At 60.9% G+C, this 15,878-nt stretch carries 14 protein-coding genes; 13 read left to right on the forward strand and 1 reads right to left on the reverse strand.

Going from position 1 to position 15,878, the window contains the following annotated elements:
• Positions 1 to 177: 177 nt before the first annotated feature.
• From J2X71_RS07605 to J2X71_RS07665, 13 genes are all read left to right on the forward strand, one after another.
• Entirely contained in the window at positions 178 to 1,095 is a 918-nt protein-coding gene (locus J2X71_RS07605) for a LysR family transcriptional regulator (RefSeq protein WP_310382166.1), read from the forward strand.
• Between the two features lie 717 nt (positions 1,096 to 1,812).
• Positions 1,813 to 2,502: a hydrolase gene (locus J2X71_RS07610; protein ID WP_310380708.1), complete on the forward strand. Its 690-nt coding sequence runs from the start codon at positions 1,813 to 1,815 to the stop codon at positions 2,500 to 2,502.
• 62 nt (positions 2,503 to 2,564) lie between these two features.
• Complete coding sequence (locus J2X71_RS07615; RefSeq protein ID WP_310380711.1) at positions 2,565 to 2,852, forward strand: XapX domain-containing protein; 288 nt, start codon at positions 2,565 to 2,567, stop codon at positions 2,850 to 2,852.
• Positions 2,852 to 4,834, forward strand: a complete 1,983-nt coding sequence (locus J2X71_RS07620; protein WP_310380714.1) for an amidohydrolase — start codon at positions 2,852 to 2,854, stop codon at positions 4,832 to 4,834. The genes J2X71_RS07615 and J2X71_RS07620 overlap by 1 nt, the downstream gene beginning before the upstream one ends.
• Before the next feature lie 161 nt (positions 4,835 to 4,995).
• Positions 4,996 to 5,439, forward strand: coding sequence for a DoxX family protein (locus J2X71_RS07625; protein WP_192732051.1), 444 nt, complete (start codon positions 4,996 to 4,998; stop codon positions 5,437 to 5,439).
• Positions 5,436 to 7,034 carry an MFS transporter gene (locus J2X71_RS07630; RefSeq protein ID WP_310380718.1) on the forward strand — a complete coding sequence of 533 codons (1,599 nt, stop codon included), beginning with the start codon at positions 5,436 to 5,438 and terminating at the stop codon, positions 7,032 to 7,034. Before J2X71_RS07625 ends, J2X71_RS07630 begins: the two co-directional genes overlap by 4 nt.
• A 608-nt stretch (positions 7,035 to 7,642) precedes the next feature.
• Entirely contained in the window at positions 7,643 to 8,821 is a 1,179-nt protein-coding gene (locus tag J2X71_RS07635) for a PfkB family carbohydrate kinase (RefSeq protein WP_310380723.1), read from the forward strand.
• 38 nt (positions 8,822 to 8,859) lie between these two features.
• A complete protein-coding gene (locus J2X71_RS07640) occupies positions 8,860 to 9,633 on the forward strand; it encodes a glutamine amidotransferase (RefSeq protein WP_310380726.1) in 774 nt (257 codons plus the stop codon).
• A 22-nt stretch (positions 9,634 to 9,655) separates the two neighbouring features.
• Positions 9,656 to 10,429: an ATP-binding cassette domain-containing protein gene (locus J2X71_RS07645; RefSeq protein WP_310380728.1), complete on the forward strand. Its 774-nt coding sequence runs from the start codon at positions 9,656 to 9,658 to the stop codon at positions 10,427 to 10,429.
• A 30-nt stretch (positions 10,430 to 10,459) separates the two neighbouring features.
• Positions 10,460 to 11,446: an autoinducer 2 ABC transporter substrate-binding protein gene (locus J2X71_RS07650; protein ID WP_310380729.1), complete on the forward strand. Its 987-nt coding sequence runs from the start codon at positions 10,460 to 10,462 to the stop codon at positions 11,444 to 11,446.
• Between the two features lie 18 nt (positions 11,447 to 11,464).
• Positions 11,465 to 12,442, forward strand: coding sequence for an ABC transporter permease (locus J2X71_RS07655; protein WP_310380731.1), 978 nt, complete (start codon positions 11,465 to 11,467; stop codon positions 12,440 to 12,442).
• Positions 12,439 to 13,395 (forward strand): ABC transporter permease, encoded by a 957-nt coding sequence (locus J2X71_RS07660; protein WP_310380734.1) that lies wholly within the window; start codon positions 12,439 to 12,441, stop codon positions 13,393 to 13,395. Before J2X71_RS07655 ends, J2X71_RS07660 begins: the two co-directional genes overlap by 4 nt.
• A gap of 2 nt (positions 13,396 to 13,397) precedes the next feature.
• Positions 13,398 to 14,714, forward strand: coding sequence for an ArgE/DapE family deacylase (locus J2X71_RS07665; RefSeq protein WP_310380736.1), 1,317 nt, complete (start codon positions 13,398 to 13,400; stop codon positions 14,712 to 14,714).
• A gap of 348 nt (positions 14,715 to 15,062) precedes the next feature.
• Here J2X71_RS07665 and J2X71_RS07670 read toward each other — a convergent pair whose 3' ends face one another.
• Entirely contained in the window at positions 15,063 to 15,854 is a 792-nt protein-coding gene (locus tag J2X71_RS07670; protein ID WP_310380739.1) for a hypothetical protein, read from the reverse strand.
• Between the last annotated feature and the right edge of the window lie 24 nt (positions 15,855 to 15,878).

The following is a 15,878-nucleotide window of genomic DNA, read 5'->3' on the forward strand; positions in this document are numbered from 1 at the left end:
ATGGCATTAAAACTGTGGCGTCTCGATTTCGGGACGCCACATGGCGACCCTTGCGGCACCATGAGGCTTTTGCAAGAACGATTTTCAAACATTCGACTGCGCCTGATGTCCTTGAGCAACAATCGATACCTGAGCCCCAAGACATTCGTATGCATAAACGTCGATGGAGAGATACCAATGGATCAATTGGGGGCGATCAGAGCCTTTGTTCGCGTCGTCGAAGCCGGATCGTTTGCAAAGGCCGCAGACACGATGGGTGCGCCACGGTCGACCGTGAGCAAGCTCGTTCAGGATCTCGAGGCAAGCTTGAGCCTCAAACTGCTCGAACGCACGACACGTTCAGTCAACGTGACACCTCAGGGCGTTGCGTATTACGAGCGCGCCATCCGGCTGATCGCTGATTTCGATGAAATGAACAATGAGGCGAGCCGTGGGCGCCTAGCCACCAGGGGAAAACTTCGGGTCGACGTGGGAGGGACCTTCGCCAATACGATTCTGATCCCTCGGTTGCCAGAATTTTACGCGCTCTATCCAGAGATCGAGTTGCATCTTGGTGTAACCGAACGTCAGGCCGACATCGTCGAAGAGGGCATAGACTGCGTCATTCGTGCCGGTGATCTGCCGAGCGCATCTCTTGTTGCGAGGAAGTTATGCAGCGTTGAAATAGTGACTTGCGCAACCCCGTCGTACCTCGAAAAGCACGGCGTGCCAGCTTTGCCATCAGACCTGCAGCGTGATCATATTTTCGTTCAGTACTTTTTCGCACGCAGCCTGAAAGCTGCACCCGTTCGACTGATGAAAGGCGATGAGAAAGTCGAAATCTATAGCCCCATCAAGCTCTCCACCAGTGATGCGACGGCGCATTTGCATGGAATATTAGCAGGACTGGGTATTGGACAGACATTTGAATTCTTGGCACGACCGCATATCGCTCGTGGCGCACTGGTCCCAATCATGAACGATTGGGCGCCACCACGTTATCCTGTTCACATAGTCAGGCCAGCAGGCCGGTTTCCAAGCATCAAGTATCAAGTCTTTGCAGACTGGGTCGCGGGCGTGTTTTCTGCCTATGACGATGGCACCGCACCGGCCTGATCGCTTTATCCATATCGATGGATAGTTACTCCACAACGACGGGCTTCTCCACTCTCTCCTTTGAAGATATTTCCCACGGCTGATTTGATCCGTCGTCGGACAGCGCGGAGTGGGTGATGGCCCTATCCTGTATGGGAGGTGCCGTGACATGGCACTCGCCTCCTGGTTCGACATAAATCGATCTCTGAATTTGGAGCAACGCCTGTTGAGAGCAAGTAGAAGACAAAGTAATCGCGATATGAGCCCCTGCGCGTATAGCGTATTCACCATCTAGTCGCGTCAATGCTCAATGGCAGACCGGCGCATTTCGCGGCTCACACGCTCTCCTGTTGTCCACGGGCTGTCTCTCCCCAAGCGAATTCAGCCAAATCGCTCCACGCCGAATAGCATGAACAGCGACACTGCAGACTACCTGAGGGACGCCAGTCCAGATGGAATTTTCCTGAGCAAATCCTGGACCGAATGGTCGCGTAGCGCAGCCTCGCGCGACGTCTGCAGGTCAACCGAACTTCCGGCTAATTATTGCGACAAAGGCAATTCATTCGCAACTAATATTGCAATTTTGCACAAGAGCAAATCGCACTACTTTGCCTTTCAGCAGCCGAGGCAACGACTGAAGGGAAGCATCGGTTTCGACCACTCAGGGCCCTCTCACAGGCCCCGCCCAATTTATAACCCGCCGCATTCGCGGTCCAAACAACCGAAGAGGAAAATCTCATGTCCAAGCTCGAAGTCCTGACCCCAGCGAACAGCCAGCTCATCTTCATCGACCAGCAGCCGCAGATGGCGTTCGGCGTCCAGTCGATCGATCGCCAGGTACTGAAGAACAATGTCGTCGGCCTCGCCAAGGCTGCCAAGATTTTCAATATCCCAACGACCATCACTACGGTCGAGACGCAATCCTTCTCGGGCAACACCTTCCCAGAACTGCTTGCCGTCTACCCGGAGAACGATATTCTCGAGCGCACCTCGATGAACTCCTGGGACGACCAGAACGTCCGTGACGCGCTGGCGAAGAACGCTGCAGATGGCCGCAAGAAGATCGTCGTCTCCGGTCTGTGGACCGAAGTCTGCAACACGACCTTCGCCCTCTCGGCTCTCCACGATGTTCCGGACTACGAAATCTACATGGTTGCCGATGCTTCAGGCGGCACTTCGTCCGACGCCCACAAATACGCGATGGACCGGATGGTTCAGGCAGGTGTGATCCCAGTCACTTGGCAGCAGGTTCTGCTTGAGTGGCAGCGCGACTGGGCACGCAAGGAAACCTACGATGCGGTCACGACGCTGGTGAAGGAGCATTCCGGCGCCTATGGCATGGGTATCGATTACGCCTATACCATGGTTCACGGTGCGGAAGAACGCGTCAAGCACGGCAAGCGTATCGGCCCCAATCCCGCCAAGTAATATTCGTCTTAGGCCGCTTCGAATTCATCGGAGCGGTCTTTCCGTTATCGGAGAGAAATCCCATGAAAATCTATCTTCTTTCTCTCGGTGCAGGCCTGCTTGTGGGCATCGTCTACAGCCTCCTGAACGTCCGCACGCCGGCTCCGCCTGTCATCGCCTTGGTCGGCCTTCTCGGCATTCTCGTCGGTGAACAGATCATCCCTTTCGCAAAGACCTTGTGGAGCAGGGAGCCAGCAGCCGTTTCATGGCTTCATCAGATCAAGCCGCACATGTTCGGCCACCTGCCGAAGGGTGGCGATCAGATCGACCTCGCCCACCAGGCGGAGGCGAAAGCGAAGGAGCGGAGCTGATGACGACTCGTCGATCCTTTCTTGGGGGCGCGTCGAGTCTGGCGTTCTCGAACCTCTTCTCCCCGGCGAAAGCTGCCGATCCCAACCAGACCGGAGTAGACACCATGCATCCCGACTTGATTCTCCACAACGGCCGCGTGACGACCCTCGACCGGACCAATCCGAACGCCACGGCGATCGCCATCAAGGATGGCCTGTTTCTCGAAGTCGGATCCGACAGCGAGATTATGGCGCTGGCTGGTGCCAACACGAAGATCGTGGACCTCAGGGGCAAACGGGTCCTGCCGGGTCTGATCGACAACCACACCCACGTCGTGCGCGGCGGCCTCAACCACAACATGGAGCTGCGTTGGGACGGGGTTCGGTCGCTCGCCGATGCGATGGACATGCTGAAGCGCCAGGTGGCGATCACGCCGGCCCCGCAATGGGTTCGTGTCGTCGGCGGCTTCACCGAACACCAGTTCGCCGAGAAGCGCCTGCCGACGATCGAGGAGATCAATGCGATCGCTCCCGATACCCCGGTCTTCCTGTTGCATCTCTACGACCGGGCACTCCTGAATGGAGCGGCCCTGCGCGCCGTCGGCTACACCCGCGATACGCCGAACCCTCCCGGCGGCGAAATCACGCGCGATGCCAACGGCAACCCGACTGGCATGCTGCTCGCGAAACCGAATGCGGGCATTCTGTACTCGACGCTCGCCAAGGGGCCGAAGCTTCCTCTGGACTACCAGGTCAACTCGACCCGCCACTTCATGCGCGAACTGAACCGCCTCGGCGTAACCGGCGTGATCGACGCCGGCGGCGGCTTCCAGAATTATCCTGACGACTACGAGGTGATCCAGAAGCTGTCGGATGAGAACCAGATGACGGTTCGGCTCGCCTACAACCTCTTCACGCAGAAGCCGAAACAGGAGAAGGAAGACTTCCTCAACTGGACGCAGTCGGTCAAATACAAGCAGGGCAACGACTATTTCCGCCACAACGGTGCCGGCGAGATGCTCGTCTTCTCGGCTGCCGATTTCGAGGATTTCCGTCAGCCCCGGCCGGAAATGGCTCCGGAAATGGAAGGCGAGCTGGAAGAGGTCGTCCGCGTGCTGGCAGAAAACCGCTGGCCCTGGCGTCTCCACGCCACCTATGACGAGACCATCTCCCGCTCCCTCGACGTCTTCGAGAAGGTCAACAAGGACATTCCGCTCGAAGGACTGAACTGGTTCTTCGACCATGCCGAAACCATCTCCGAGCGCTCGATTGACCGTATCGCCGCGCTTGGCGGCGGCATCGCAACCCAGCACCGCATGGCCTATCAGGGCGAATATTTCGTCGAACGTTATGGCCAGGGCGTGGCGGAGGCCACACCGCCGATCAAGCGCATGCTGGACAAGGGTGTGAATGTCTCCGCAGGCACCGATGCGACGCGCGTAGCTTCCTACAATCCGTGGGTCTCGCTGTCGTGGATGGTCACCGGCAAGACTGTCGGCGGAATGCAACTCTATCCGCGAGCCAACTGCCTCGATCGCGAGACGGCGCTGCGCATGTGGACCGAAAAGGTCACATGGTTCTCCAACGAAGAGGGCAAGAAGGGCCGCATCGAGAAGGGCCAGTTTGCCGATCTGGTGGTGCCGGACAAGGACTTCTTCTCCTGCGCCGAGGACGAGATTTCGTTCCTCACCTCGGAACTGACCATGGTCGGTGGCAAGATCGTCTACGGCGCGGGGGACTTCAAGACGCTCGACGAGAACGACATCCCGCCTGCGATGCCCGACTGGTCTCCCGTACGCAAGTTCGGCGGTTACGCGGCCTGGGGCGAACCGGAAGGCGCAGGCGCTCGCTCATTGCGCCGCACGGCGATCTCCACATGCGGATGTGCCAGCGATTGCGGCGTGCATGGCCATGACCATGCCGGAGCTTGGACATTCAAGCTTCCGATCGCCGACCTTAAGGGATTCTTCGGCGCTCTCGGCTGCTCCTGCTGGGCGGTCTAAACTCAGCTTTGCGCTCGGGCGGCCACGCTGCCGCCCGAGCATTTCAAAAACCGCAATTAAATCGAAACGATTGCTGCAATTGTTGGTAAGTCGGTAACCAGCCAATATCGCTCCATCAAACGCAGCCGCTCGATCAGATCGGCGAACATGCAGGAGCAGATATGACCCACCAATCCCATATGTCGAATCCAGTCCGGAGCAGTCTGGCACGCATCGTCGCTTCTCCGGTCACGCGAACCGTGTCGCTACTTGCGCTCTGCGCCGCCTACATTCAGGGCCCGCTCACCAAGATCTTCGATTTCAACGGCGCATTGGCCGAAATGGACCACTTCGGTCTCCACCCAGCCGCCTTCTTCGCAGTTGCCGTCATCGTGTTCGAACTTGCGGCTTCAGCCATGGTGGTCTCGGGCTTCCTGCGTTGGGCAGGCGCCCTGGCGCTGGCTGGCTTCACACTTCTCGCGACCTTCATCGCTCTCCGCTTCTGGGAGATGGCGCCCGGCATGGACCGCATGATGGCAACCAACGCCTTCTTTGAACATGTTGGCCTCGCTGGCGCATTCCTCTTCGTCGCCGCATTTGACCTCGCCAAGGGAGCAGGCAAATGAGCGCTGCAAAAGCATCCGGCGGAACCTTCGCGCCGCTCGCACAGCCTGTGTTTGCGGTTCTCTGGATCGCCACTGTCCTTGGCAATACCGGAAGCTTTATGCGCGACGTCGCAAGCTCCTGGCTGATGACAGATCTTTCGGCATCGCCGGCCGCGGTCGCCATGGTCCAGGCGGCCGGAACCCTGCCGATCTTCCTGCTTGCCATTCCTGCGGGCGTTCTGACCGACATCCTTGATCGCCGCAAGTTCCTGATCGCCGTCCAGCTCCTGCTGGCGTCCGTCAGCATCTCACTTATGGTCCTGTCCCAGACGGGCATGCTGTCGATCAGCGCGCTGATCGGTCTGACCTTCCTCGGCGGCATTGGCGCTGCTCTGATGGGACCGACATGGCAGGCCATTGTCCCCGAACTGGTCAAACGCGAGGATGTCAAGAGCGCCGTAGCGCTGAACTCGCTCGGCATCAACATTGCTCGTTCCATCGGGCCTGCCGCCGGTGGTCTGCTTCTTGCCGCTTTCGGGGCGGGGATCACCTATGGTGCTGATGTTGCCAGCTATATCGTTGTCATTGCTGCTCTCGTTTGGTGGCCGCGTGCAAAGAACGCCAACGATGCGCTTCAGGAAAACTTCTTCGGCGCCTTCCGCGCAGGCCTTCGTTACACCCGCTCCAGCAGGCCGCTGCATGTGGTGCTTCTGCGCGCTGCCATCTTCTTTGCTTTCGCCAGTGCCGTCTGGGCACTTCTTCCGCTCGTTGCCAGGCAGTTGCTTGGTGGCGATGCCAGCTTCTACGGGATACTGCTTGGAGCAGTCGGCGCCGGTGCGATCGGTGGTGCGCTGATCATGCCAAAACTGCGCGAACGCCTGACTTCCGACGGCCTTCTGCTCGGTGCGGCTCTGATCACCGCAGCCGTCATGGGCATCCTGTCGCTTGCCCCGCCGAAGATCGTCGCCGTCATCGTTCTGCTCTTCCTCGGGGCTGCATGGATTACCGCACTGACGACCCTCAACGGCGCAGCGCAGGCAGTGCTTCCCAACTGGGTGCGTGGTCGTGGTCTTGCCGTCTACCTCACCGTCTTCAATGGTGCGATGACTGCCGGAAGCCTCGGCTGGGGCGCGGTCGGTTCGGCTGTCGGTATCCAGTCGACCCTGCTCATCGGTGCCGCAGGCTTGCTCGTCGCAGGCTTCATCATGCACCGCATCAAGCTTCCCGCAGGCGATGCCGACATGGTGCCTTCGAACCACTGGCCCGAACCGCTTGTCGCCGGACCTGTCGCCCATGATCGTGGCCCGGTTCTGATCCTGATCGAATACAAGGTCGAGAAACAGCACCGCAGCGCGTTCCTGCATGCCATCGATCAACTGTCCAAGGAGCGTCGCCGCGATGGCGCCTATGGATGGGGTGTCACCGAGGACGCGGCTAACCCGGAGAAGATCGTCGAATGGTTCATGGTGGAATCCTGGGCTGAACATCTTCGCCAGCACAAGCGGGTCTCCAATGCCGACGCCGACCTGCAGGGCAATGTGCTGACCTACCATGTCGGTCCCGAGAAACCCGTTGTTCGTCACTTCCTGACGATCAATCGGCCTGGTGCCGCATAACGAAAATGCAAAGGGCAGGCGGCTTCGGCCGCCCTTTCCATTATGTCGCCTGGCGCAATGAATTCGAAACAATTGATGCAATTGTGAGAGCCGAAGTTCGGTCACAAAACTAGCCTAACCCGCGAAACACGACATCGCGGCATCGGCATCAATCGAGATCACGATCATGAAATCTCCTTCCCTTCCCACACTCCTGAGGGCCGCCAAAAATCGCTCATCTGGTCTAGCCTAATTCGTGCATATTTTCCGTTGGTTGCCGCCTGTGCTGAATATGAAGTTTTAGAGAGAAATGCTATTTAAGACCAAATTTGGGAACGAACATCCATCTCGAGCATCACTTTCGAGCTAGATGTACGATTTCGCACTAGTCTGTTCTCACCCCTGGCTGGCATTGACCCGTTACGCTCGTTCGCAACTCGCCTGGCTGACGTCAGCCGTCCCGCAAATTGAAATATCTTCAATTTCTCATTTTCTGGGTATTCCGGTGCTTAATTATGCAGAAAATAATAATAAATAAGACAAACTCATAACAAAATTAGAATACTATTCTTTTGACGCCCTAAGCCAGCGCCCCTACGCTTTGAAGCGTTTCAATCGGTGGGGAAGTGATGAAGAGAGGCCGTCCTACCATAACGGATGTTGCACGTGCCGCCGGCGTTTCTGTCGGTACGGTGTCGAACTTTCTCAATGGGACGGTGCCTGTCAAAGCGGAGACTGCCGAGAAGATTCAAGCCGCTGTACAGAAGCTCGCCTATCGTCCCAGCGTGTTCGCCAGATCCTTGCCGATGATGTCGGCTCACAAGGTGAAGGCTGCTGAGGGAAATCCGCGGCTTCTGGTGGTCGGCCATATCTGTGTCGACTATCTCTGCCGTGTACAGGTGCTGCCGCATCGCGACGATCGGGTGGCGGCAAGTCATATCAACAAAGCGCTTGGTGGCCCAGCCGCCAACCTGGCGGTCGCCGCGTCCGCCGTTGGTTCGCCTTACGAATTGCAGGTCGATCTTGCGACAGCCGTTGGCGATGACGCCGACAGCGAATGGGCGATGGCGGAACTGCTGGCCCACGGCGTCAATGTGCTGCCGATCCGGCGGCCGGGAAAGAACCGGCTGCCGCGGGCGATGGTGATCATCGAAGCGAATGGCGGCCGCACGATCATTCACGAGACCTTCGAGCTCAGTGAGATCGATCTCACCGCAAACATGGATATTACGCCCGGCCGCGTTCGGTCCTGTCTGCATATCGAGGGCTTCCACTACGAACGCATGATGCCGTCGATCGCTCGTTTCCACGAGGCCGGCTGGAATGTCAGCCTCCACACCGCCGGCCTGCCGGAGGGGTCGCGCAATCCGGAAGCCTTCGAGCACATGATCGGCCAGGTCGACCTGACCTTCATCAACGACGACACGCTGCGCGAGATCTACGCCATCGGCACGCCGCTCGCCTCTATGATCGAGGAAGCCGCGCGCACCATCGCGCGGGTGAAGCGGCGCGGCGACGTCGTGCTCACGCTCGGCGAGTTCGGCGCCGTCGTCTTCCGTAAGAGCGGCGGCCCGCCGATCGAGGTGCCGGCATTGCCGGTGAGCCGGGTCGATGCGACCGGCGCGGGCGATGCTTTTGCCGGAATCTTCCTCAGCCTGTGGTTGCACGGCCGGCCGCTTGTCGATGCCGCACGCCATGCCGCCGTCGGCGCCAGCCTAACGACGACGGCCGAAGGCGCGCAGGGTCGCACGGCGAGCGCCGGGGAGCTCGAAGCACTGCTGTCGGCAGTCGAGGCTAAGGCCGGATAATTTTCGAAACGACATGACTGAAAAGACAGGAGATGGACATGGTGACGAAGGTTTTGCTGGTTGGGGAGAGCTGGGTCAGCTCGGCGACCCACTACAAGGGGTTCGACCAGTTCGGCAGCGTGACCTTCCACCTGGGCGCCGAACCGCTGGTCGCTGCCCTTCAGGGCGACGAATTCGAGATCACCTACATGACGGCGCATGATTGCGTCGAGAAATTCCCCTTCACGCTGGAGGGATTGTCGGAATACCAGGTCATCCTGCTATCCGATATCGGCGCCAATTCGCTGCTCCTGCCGCCAGCCGTATGGCTGCACGGCAAGCCCGTTCCCAATCGGTTGAAGCTCATCCGCGAATGGACGAAGGCCGGTGGCGGCCTGGTCATGGCCGGCGGTTACTTCTCCTTCCAGGGCATTGATGGCAAGGCGCGCTGGCGCCGCACGCCGGTCGAGGAAGCGCTACCCGTCACCTGCCTTCCCTATGACGATCGCCTGGAAATACCGGAAGGCTTCAAGGCCGTCGTCACCGGCGCCGCTACCCATCCGATCCTGAATGGTGTCGAGGGAGAATGGCCGCTGCTTCTCGGCGCCAACGAGGTCGTCGTCAAGGACGGCGAGGGCATCGAGGTTCTGGCCACTCTGCCCGAGGAAGAGGGCGGTCATCCGCTCCTCGTCACCGGTAGCTATGGCAAGGGGCGCACGGTCGCCTGGACGTCGGATATCGGTCCGCACTGGCTGCCAAACGAATTCGTCGCCTGGCCCGGCTACGCGACTATCTGGAAGAACATCCTGCGCTGGGCGAGCCAGGCCAAGTGATCAGCCGCGAAGGACAAGCACGATGACTGTTCCATTTCTGCGCGCGACCGGGATCACCAAACGCTTCGGCGCGCTCACCGCGCTGAGGGGCGTTGATCTCGAGATCAACGGCGGCGAGGTTCTTGCCCTGCTCGGCGACAACGGCGCCGGCAAGTCCACCTTCATCAAGATCCTCGCCGGCGCTCATCCCCAGAGCGACGGCGAGCTGTTGGTCGAAGGTGAACCCGTCCATTTCTCCTCGCCCAAGGACGCGGCAAGCTCCGGCATCGCGACGATTTTCCAGGAGCTCGCGCTGTCGGAAAACCTGTCGATCTCGGAGAATGTCTTTCTTGGGCGCGAACTCAAGCGTTCGGTGCTCGGGGTTCCGTTCCTGCGGCGCAAGGCAATGCGCGATCGCGTCGATGGCCTGCTGCACGAGCTGGACGCCCACATTTCCGACCCGGAGGCACCTGTCGGCAGCCTCTCGGGCGGGCAGCGCCAGGCGGTCGCGATCTGCCGGGCGCTCAACCTCAACGCCAAGCTCGTCATCATGGATGAGCCGACGGCGGCGCTTGCCGTTGCCGAAACCCGCAAGGTGCTGCAACTGACCCGCAAGCTTGCCGAACGCGGCTGCGCGGTCGTGCTGATCAGCCACAACATTGCCGATGTCTTCGAGGTCGCCGACCGCATGGTCGTCTTCCGCCGCGGCCGAAAGGTCGCCGAGCGGCGCAAGGAAGAGACCAACCCCGAAGAAATCGTTTCCCTCATCACAGGCGCTCATCCCGACGTGCGGGCGCTTGAACAAAACAACCAATAAAGCGCGTCAAACCGTTCCAGAGAGGATCCCATGTTTCCAAAATTCAAGACAGTTCTCGCCGTATCCGCACTGACACTCGCGCTTGCCTCCTCCGCTTTCGCGCAGGACAAGCCGAAGGTGGCCTTCGTGCCGCAGCTGATCGGCATTCCCTATTTCAACGCCATGGAAGCCGGCGGCAAGCGCGCGGCGGAAGAGCTCGGCGTTGATTTCATCTATTCCGGCCCGGTCGACACCAATCCGGTTGACCAACTGCAGATCGTCCAGAACCTGATCGACCAGGGCGTCAACGCGGTCTCGGTCAGCGTGCTCGACGCCTCCGCCATTGCCCCGGTTGTCGAAGCCGCCAAGGCGAAGGGTGTCAAGCTCTTCACCAGCGATAGTGATGCGCCCGACAGTGGCCGCGCCGTCTATGTCGCGCAGGCGACCGACGAAGGCCTCGGCGGCACGATCATCGACGAAATGGTCAAGCGCGTTGGCGAAGATGCCAAGATCGGTATCGTCTCAGGCGAGGCGACAGCCTCCAACCTCAACGCCTGGATCGGCTTCATGCAGAAGCGGGCGAAGGAGAAGTATCCGAAGCTGACGCTGCTCGAGCCGCAGTTCGCCGGCGGCACCGCCCAGCGCGCCGCGCAGATCGCCGGCGACCTGATGACCGCGAACCCCGATATCAAGGGCATCATCGCGGTTGCCTCATCCACATGCCCCGGCGTCGCCCAGGCGATCGAGACGGCGGGCAAGATCGGCTCCGTCATCGGTACCGGCTATTGCAGCCCGAACACGGCGCGCGCCTATCTCAAGAGCGGCTCCTTCGGCTTCTCGGTCCTGTGGGATCCGGCACAGCTCGGCTACCTGACGGTTTGGGCCGGCAAGCAGCTGATCGACGGCAAGCCGTTTGCGGCTGAAAACACCGTTCCGGGCTTCACCTCGCCGGTCACCTACAATGCCGACAGCGGCATTCTGCTGCTCGGTCCTCCGGCCGTCTTTACCGCTGACAACGTCGACAAGTTCGACTTCTAAGGCCAGGTAAAATTTGTGATGCGACAGTCAAGTCCACGTCTTCCCGCCATTGGCGGACGTGAATGGGCGCTGCTTGGCGCCGCCATTCTCGCTTCGATCGTATTTTCTGTCGCGTCACCCTATTTCGCGACGGCAGGCAATGCGGCGACCATCGCCCGCAACAGCACGGAGCTGATGCTGGCCGGTCTCGGCATGACCCTGCTGCTGGCGATGGGCAGCATCGACGTCTCGATCGGTATCCTCATGGGGCTTGCCGCCATCGCCGTCGCCCATGGCTTGCTGGCGTCGGTGGCGCCGGCGCTTGGCCTTTTGATCGGCCCGGCGGCCGGAGCGATCCTCGGTCTGGTGACGGCGCTCGTCGTCGTCCTCGGCCGCGTGCCGGCGATCGTCGGCACGCTCGGCCTCCTCGGCGTCTATCGCATGGGGATCTTCGCGCTTCTTGGCGGGCAATGGCTTTCGGGCCTGCCAGTAGGGCTGACGCAACTCCTATCAAGCACCGTTTTCGGCCTGCCGCTATCCGTCATTGTCATCGCGCTTGCCTATCTCGTCGTCTGGCTCGCGCTTCGCCGCACGCCCTATGGACCGCATCTGCTGTCGATCGGCAATGCGGAGGAGAAGGCGCGGCTTTCGGGCGTGCCGGTGACCAAGGTCAGGATCGCCACCTTCGTCATCAGCGGTGCGCTGACCGGATTGGCCGCGAGCTTTTACGTGGCGAACTATCGCAACGTCGAAATGGCGATCGGCAGCACGCTGGCGCTCGATGCTATCGCCGCAGTGGTCCTTGGCGGCACCAGCGTCATGGGCGGGCGCTGCAGCCTATTCGGCACGGCGCTCGGCGTGATCCTGCTCCGCATCCTGCAAAACGGTCTGCTTCTGATCGGCGTACCGTCCCTCTGGCAGCCAGTCGTGACGGGTGCGCTTCTGATCGGCGTACTTGCGCTCGAGGTGCCGGCCTCGCGTGTTGGTGAATTCAAGGCGAAGTGGATGTCGCGATGATAAACTTTCTGAAGCTCTCGGGCTCCAACCGCATCCTCGCATTGCTTGCCCTGTTGTGGTTCGTCGTCATCCTGCTCTTCGCAGCACTTCGGCCGACCATGTTCAGTGCGTCGACGGTCACGACCGTCCTGCAGTTCTCGACCATCCTGGCGCTCGTCTCGCTCGGGCAGTGCCTCGTCATCCTGGCCGGCGGCGCCGGTATCGATCTGTCGGTCGGCGGCACCATGTCGCTGTCGGTGGTGCTTGCCATGCTCGCCGTCAAGGCCGGCCTGCCGCCGAGCCTGCTGCCGCTCGCCTGCATCTGCGCCGGGCTGCTGCTCGGCCTGTTCAATGGTCTGCTGGTTACACGGCTGAAGATCCTGCCGCTGATCGCGACACTCGGCACGCTGTTCATCTACTCCGGTCTTGCGCTGGCGTTGACCGGAGGCGCGGCGCAATCCGGCGTGCCGGGCTGGCTGCTGCCGTGGGGTCGTGGTGCGGTGCTTTCCCTGCCGATGCCCTTCGTGACGCTTGTCGTGCCGGTCTTCGCCGTTGCCGGCTTGCTGCTGCTTTATAGCGCCTGGGGGCGGTGGCTGTTCGCCATGGGCTTCAATGAGCGGTCGGCGCGGCTGGTCGGCATTCCGGTCGATCGCGCCCGGCTTCTGGTCTACGGCCTGAGCGGCCTGCTTGCTGGCGTGGCGGGGCTCGTGTCTCTCGCCTGGTTCGGAAGCGGCAGGCCCAATATCGGACAGAACCTGGAGCTTGAATCGCTGACGGCGGTCATGCTCGGCGGCGTCGCCATCACGGGTGGTGTCGGTGGCGTCGGCGGTGTGATCGCCGCGGTGATCCTCCTCGTCACGCTGAAAACCGGGCTTCTGCAACTCAACGTCAACACCGTCTGGCAGGTCGGCATCGTCGGTGCGCTGCTGATTGCCGTCCTCCTCATCGAACGCCTTTCAAAACGCTGGAGTTAAGCATGCCATCCCTAGAAGAACAGATTGCCGAACGCGTCGAGGCGGCGCAGGACCGGATCGTCCAGACGCTGAGCGACCTCGTGTCCTTTCCGTCGATCGTCAAGTCCAACCCGAAGGAAGCCGGTCCCGGCGAGCGTGATTGCCAGCTTTATCTGCAGAAGCGGCTGGAAGCGCTCGGCTTCGCCACCGATCTCTGGGATCCGGACGGTCCAGCACTTTACGCCAAATACGAGGGGCGCCCCGGCGCCAACAAGGGTCGTACCTTTGAAGGCCGTCCGAACCTCGGTGGCACGCTGAAGGGCACCGGCGAGGGGCGCTCAATCATGCTGACCGGCCATATCGACGTCGTGCCACCCGGTGCTGCCGAGCACTGGACCACCGACCCCTTCGTGCCGGTGCTCAAGGATGGCTTCCTGCATGGCCGCGGTACCGTCGATATGAAGGGCGGCGTCGCCTGCATGCTGATGGCTGTCGAAATCCTCAAGGAGATGCGCATCGAGCTGAAGGGTGACGTGGTCTTTACCACCGTCGTGGACGAGGAAATCGGCGGCATGGGCTCTCTCGCCATGGTTGATCGTGGCTTCAAGGCCGATGCGGGCATCATGACGGAGCCGACCGCCAATCGCATCGCGCCGCTCTGCCACGGCATTCTCTGGGGCAAGATCATCATCGACGGCATCGGCGGCCACGCCGAACTGACGCCGAATGCCTGGTATACGAGCGGCCCGGTCGACGCGGTCCAGCTCTGCCGCCAGATGCTCGACGGCATCGACATTCTCAATCGCCGCTGGATGTTCGACCCGAAGAAGAACCATCCGCTGATGGATCTCCCCAACCAGATCATCGTTACGCAGATGACCGCCGGCGAACATCCGTCCTCCATGGCCGGCCGCGCCGAGATCATCATCGACGCGCAGTATCTGCCCAGCGAAAAAGACGAATTCGGCCTCGGCGGTCATGTGAGGCGCGAGATCGAGGAACACGTCCGCAATATCTGCCAAGCAGATCCCTATCTGCGCGCACATCCGGCCCGCATCGAATGGATACTCGATGCCGACTGCGCCGAGATCCCGGCCGACAGCCCGTTCGTCACGATGCTCCAGCATGCAGTCGAGACGGCAGACCTGTCGCCGAAACTCTCCGGCTTTGGTGCCCACAGCGACATCGGCCTCCCCACCGGACTCGGCAACACGCCGACGGTCAATTTTGGCCCCGGCGATCCGGCACAGGCGCATCAGCCGAACGAGCGGGTTTCGGTGCGCGACCTCATCGACTGCACCAAGGTGATCGCGCTCGCAGTCCAGAAGTGGTGTGGCTAACCGCCGGGAGGTGTAAAACACTTGTCCAAGCTCCTGCTGCGAAAGGCAGGAGCATACACAGTTTCAGTTCTCGTCGGGGCTGACGGGAAAGAAGATGCTGCTTCCTCGTTATCGGCATCTGCATACAAAGCTTTGCCGCTGCATCGTCGGAGCGACACGGTTTTCTCATGCGCAGACCCGAAAATGTCAGAGGAGAGTTCAGCCTGACAGCGCTGGCCCACAACATCAGACGAGCGATAACCGTCGTCGGCATTGCGGGTCAATCGCCGCGGTGAGCGCATAACGGGCTGCCACACGCACTCCTTTGAACCAAAAGGGCGAACGAAGGTCGCCGTCATCCGCATTGGGCTACCGGCTGCCCACATCATTATGCCGATGCAGGCCTGGCCAGCCGACCTGCGCGCCTGCGTCGAAGGGCCGGTCTTCCTCAGCGATCCTGTCGACGAGATCGGCAAGCTGCTTCTCGATCCAGCCCTCGACATGTTCCGAGAGCGAAGGAGCGAGATCCGCCACACGGTCCGCATCGCCAAAACCCATACGCCCACGATTCACGGCGACATCGGTCAACGTCAGCGTGTCACCGCCGGGAACCCTTGCCATCTGTGAGATGCGATAGCCAACACTCGCCGGACCTATGGCATTGTCCTGATCGACGATCGTCCCGCCGCCGAGCGCAATGGCAACGACGTCGGGCGTGCGGAAGAAGGTGGAGACGCCGCCGACATCGAGGACGATCGCCCCGTCGAGCCCCGAAAGCATCCGGGCGCTGCGCGTGCTGTTGGTCGCCCCGGAAGCGAAGCAGAGAACCATCTGCCGGGGGTCTCCCGCGTCAGCAAGGTCGAGAATGCCGGTATCGCCAATGCCATCGGCGCCGCCATGGCGCAAGTCAGCGGCGAGATCGACCGGGTGTTCCACGACGTCGACCGCGCGGAGGCCATCGGCAGCGCCACCGAACTCGCCCGCCACCGCGCCATCAGCGCCGGTACCGAGGAGGCCACGCTCGAGACGCTCGATGTGGACGATACGCCGCTCTCCTATATTCCAGGCAATCCGATTCGGGTGCGGGTGATCGGTGATCTGAAGATCTAGGTCGGGCGAAGAGAAAGTCGACTGCAGCCAGGTCTTGAGTGGATATATCATCAAGACCGCCGCTTGTGTGCTCTC

The organism is Rhizobium sp. 1399 (assembly GCF_031455475.1).
Taxonomy (GTDB): domain Bacteria; phylum Pseudomonadota; class Alphaproteobacteria; order Rhizobiales; family Rhizobiaceae; genus Rhizobium.

Bases quoted from the DNA above. Each gene is read 5' to 3' on its own strand.
- J2X71_RS07605 (WP_310382166.1), top strand. From the start codon at position 178: ATGGATCAATTGGGGGCGATCAGAGCCTTTGTTCGCGTCGTCGAAGCC.
- J2X71_RS07610 (WP_310380708.1), top strand. From the start codon at position 1,813: ATGTCCAAGCTCGAAGTCCTGACCCCAGCGAACAGCCAGCTCATCTTC.
- J2X71_RS07615 (WP_310380711.1), top strand. From the start codon at position 2,565: ATGAAAATCTATCTTCTTTCTCTCGGTGCAGGCCTGCTTGTGGGCATC.
- J2X71_RS07620 (WP_310380714.1), top strand. From the start codon at position 2,852: ATGACGACTCGTCGATCCTTTCTTGGGGGCGCGTCGAGTCTGGCGTTC.
- J2X71_RS07625 (WP_192732051.1), top strand. From the start codon at position 4,996: ATGACCCACCAATCCCATATGTCGAATCCAGTCCGGAGCAGTCTGGCA.
- J2X71_RS07630 (WP_310380718.1), top strand. From the start codon at position 5,436: ATGAGCGCTGCAAAAGCATCCGGCGGAACCTTCGCGCCGCTCGCACAG.
- J2X71_RS07635 (WP_310380723.1), top strand. From the start codon at position 7,643: ATGAAGAGAGGCCGTCCTACCATAACGGATGTTGCACGTGCCGCCGGC.
- J2X71_RS07640 (WP_310380726.1), top strand. From the start codon at position 8,860: ATGGTGACGAAGGTTTTGCTGGTTGGGGAGAGCTGGGTCAGCTCGGCG.
- J2X71_RS07645 (WP_310380728.1), top strand. From the start codon at position 9,656: ATGACTGTTCCATTTCTGCGCGCGACCGGGATCACCAAACGCTTCGGC.
- J2X71_RS07650 (WP_310380729.1), top strand. From the start codon at position 10,460: ATGTTTCCAAAATTCAAGACAGTTCTCGCCGTATCCGCACTGACACTC.
- J2X71_RS07655 (WP_310380731.1), top strand. From the start codon at position 11,465: ATGCGACAGTCAAGTCCACGTCTTCCCGCCATTGGCGGACGTGAATGG.
- J2X71_RS07660 (WP_310380734.1), top strand. From the start codon at position 12,439: ATGATAAACTTTCTGAAGCTCTCGGGCTCCAACCGCATCCTCGCATTG.
- J2X71_RS07665 (WP_310380736.1), top strand. From the start codon at position 13,398: ATGCCATCCCTAGAAGAACAGATTGCCGAACGCGTCGAGGCGGCGCAG.
- J2X71_RS07670 (WP_310380739.1), bottom strand. From the start codon at position 15,854: ATGATATATCCACTCAAGACCTGGCTGCAGTCGACTTTCTCTTCGCCC.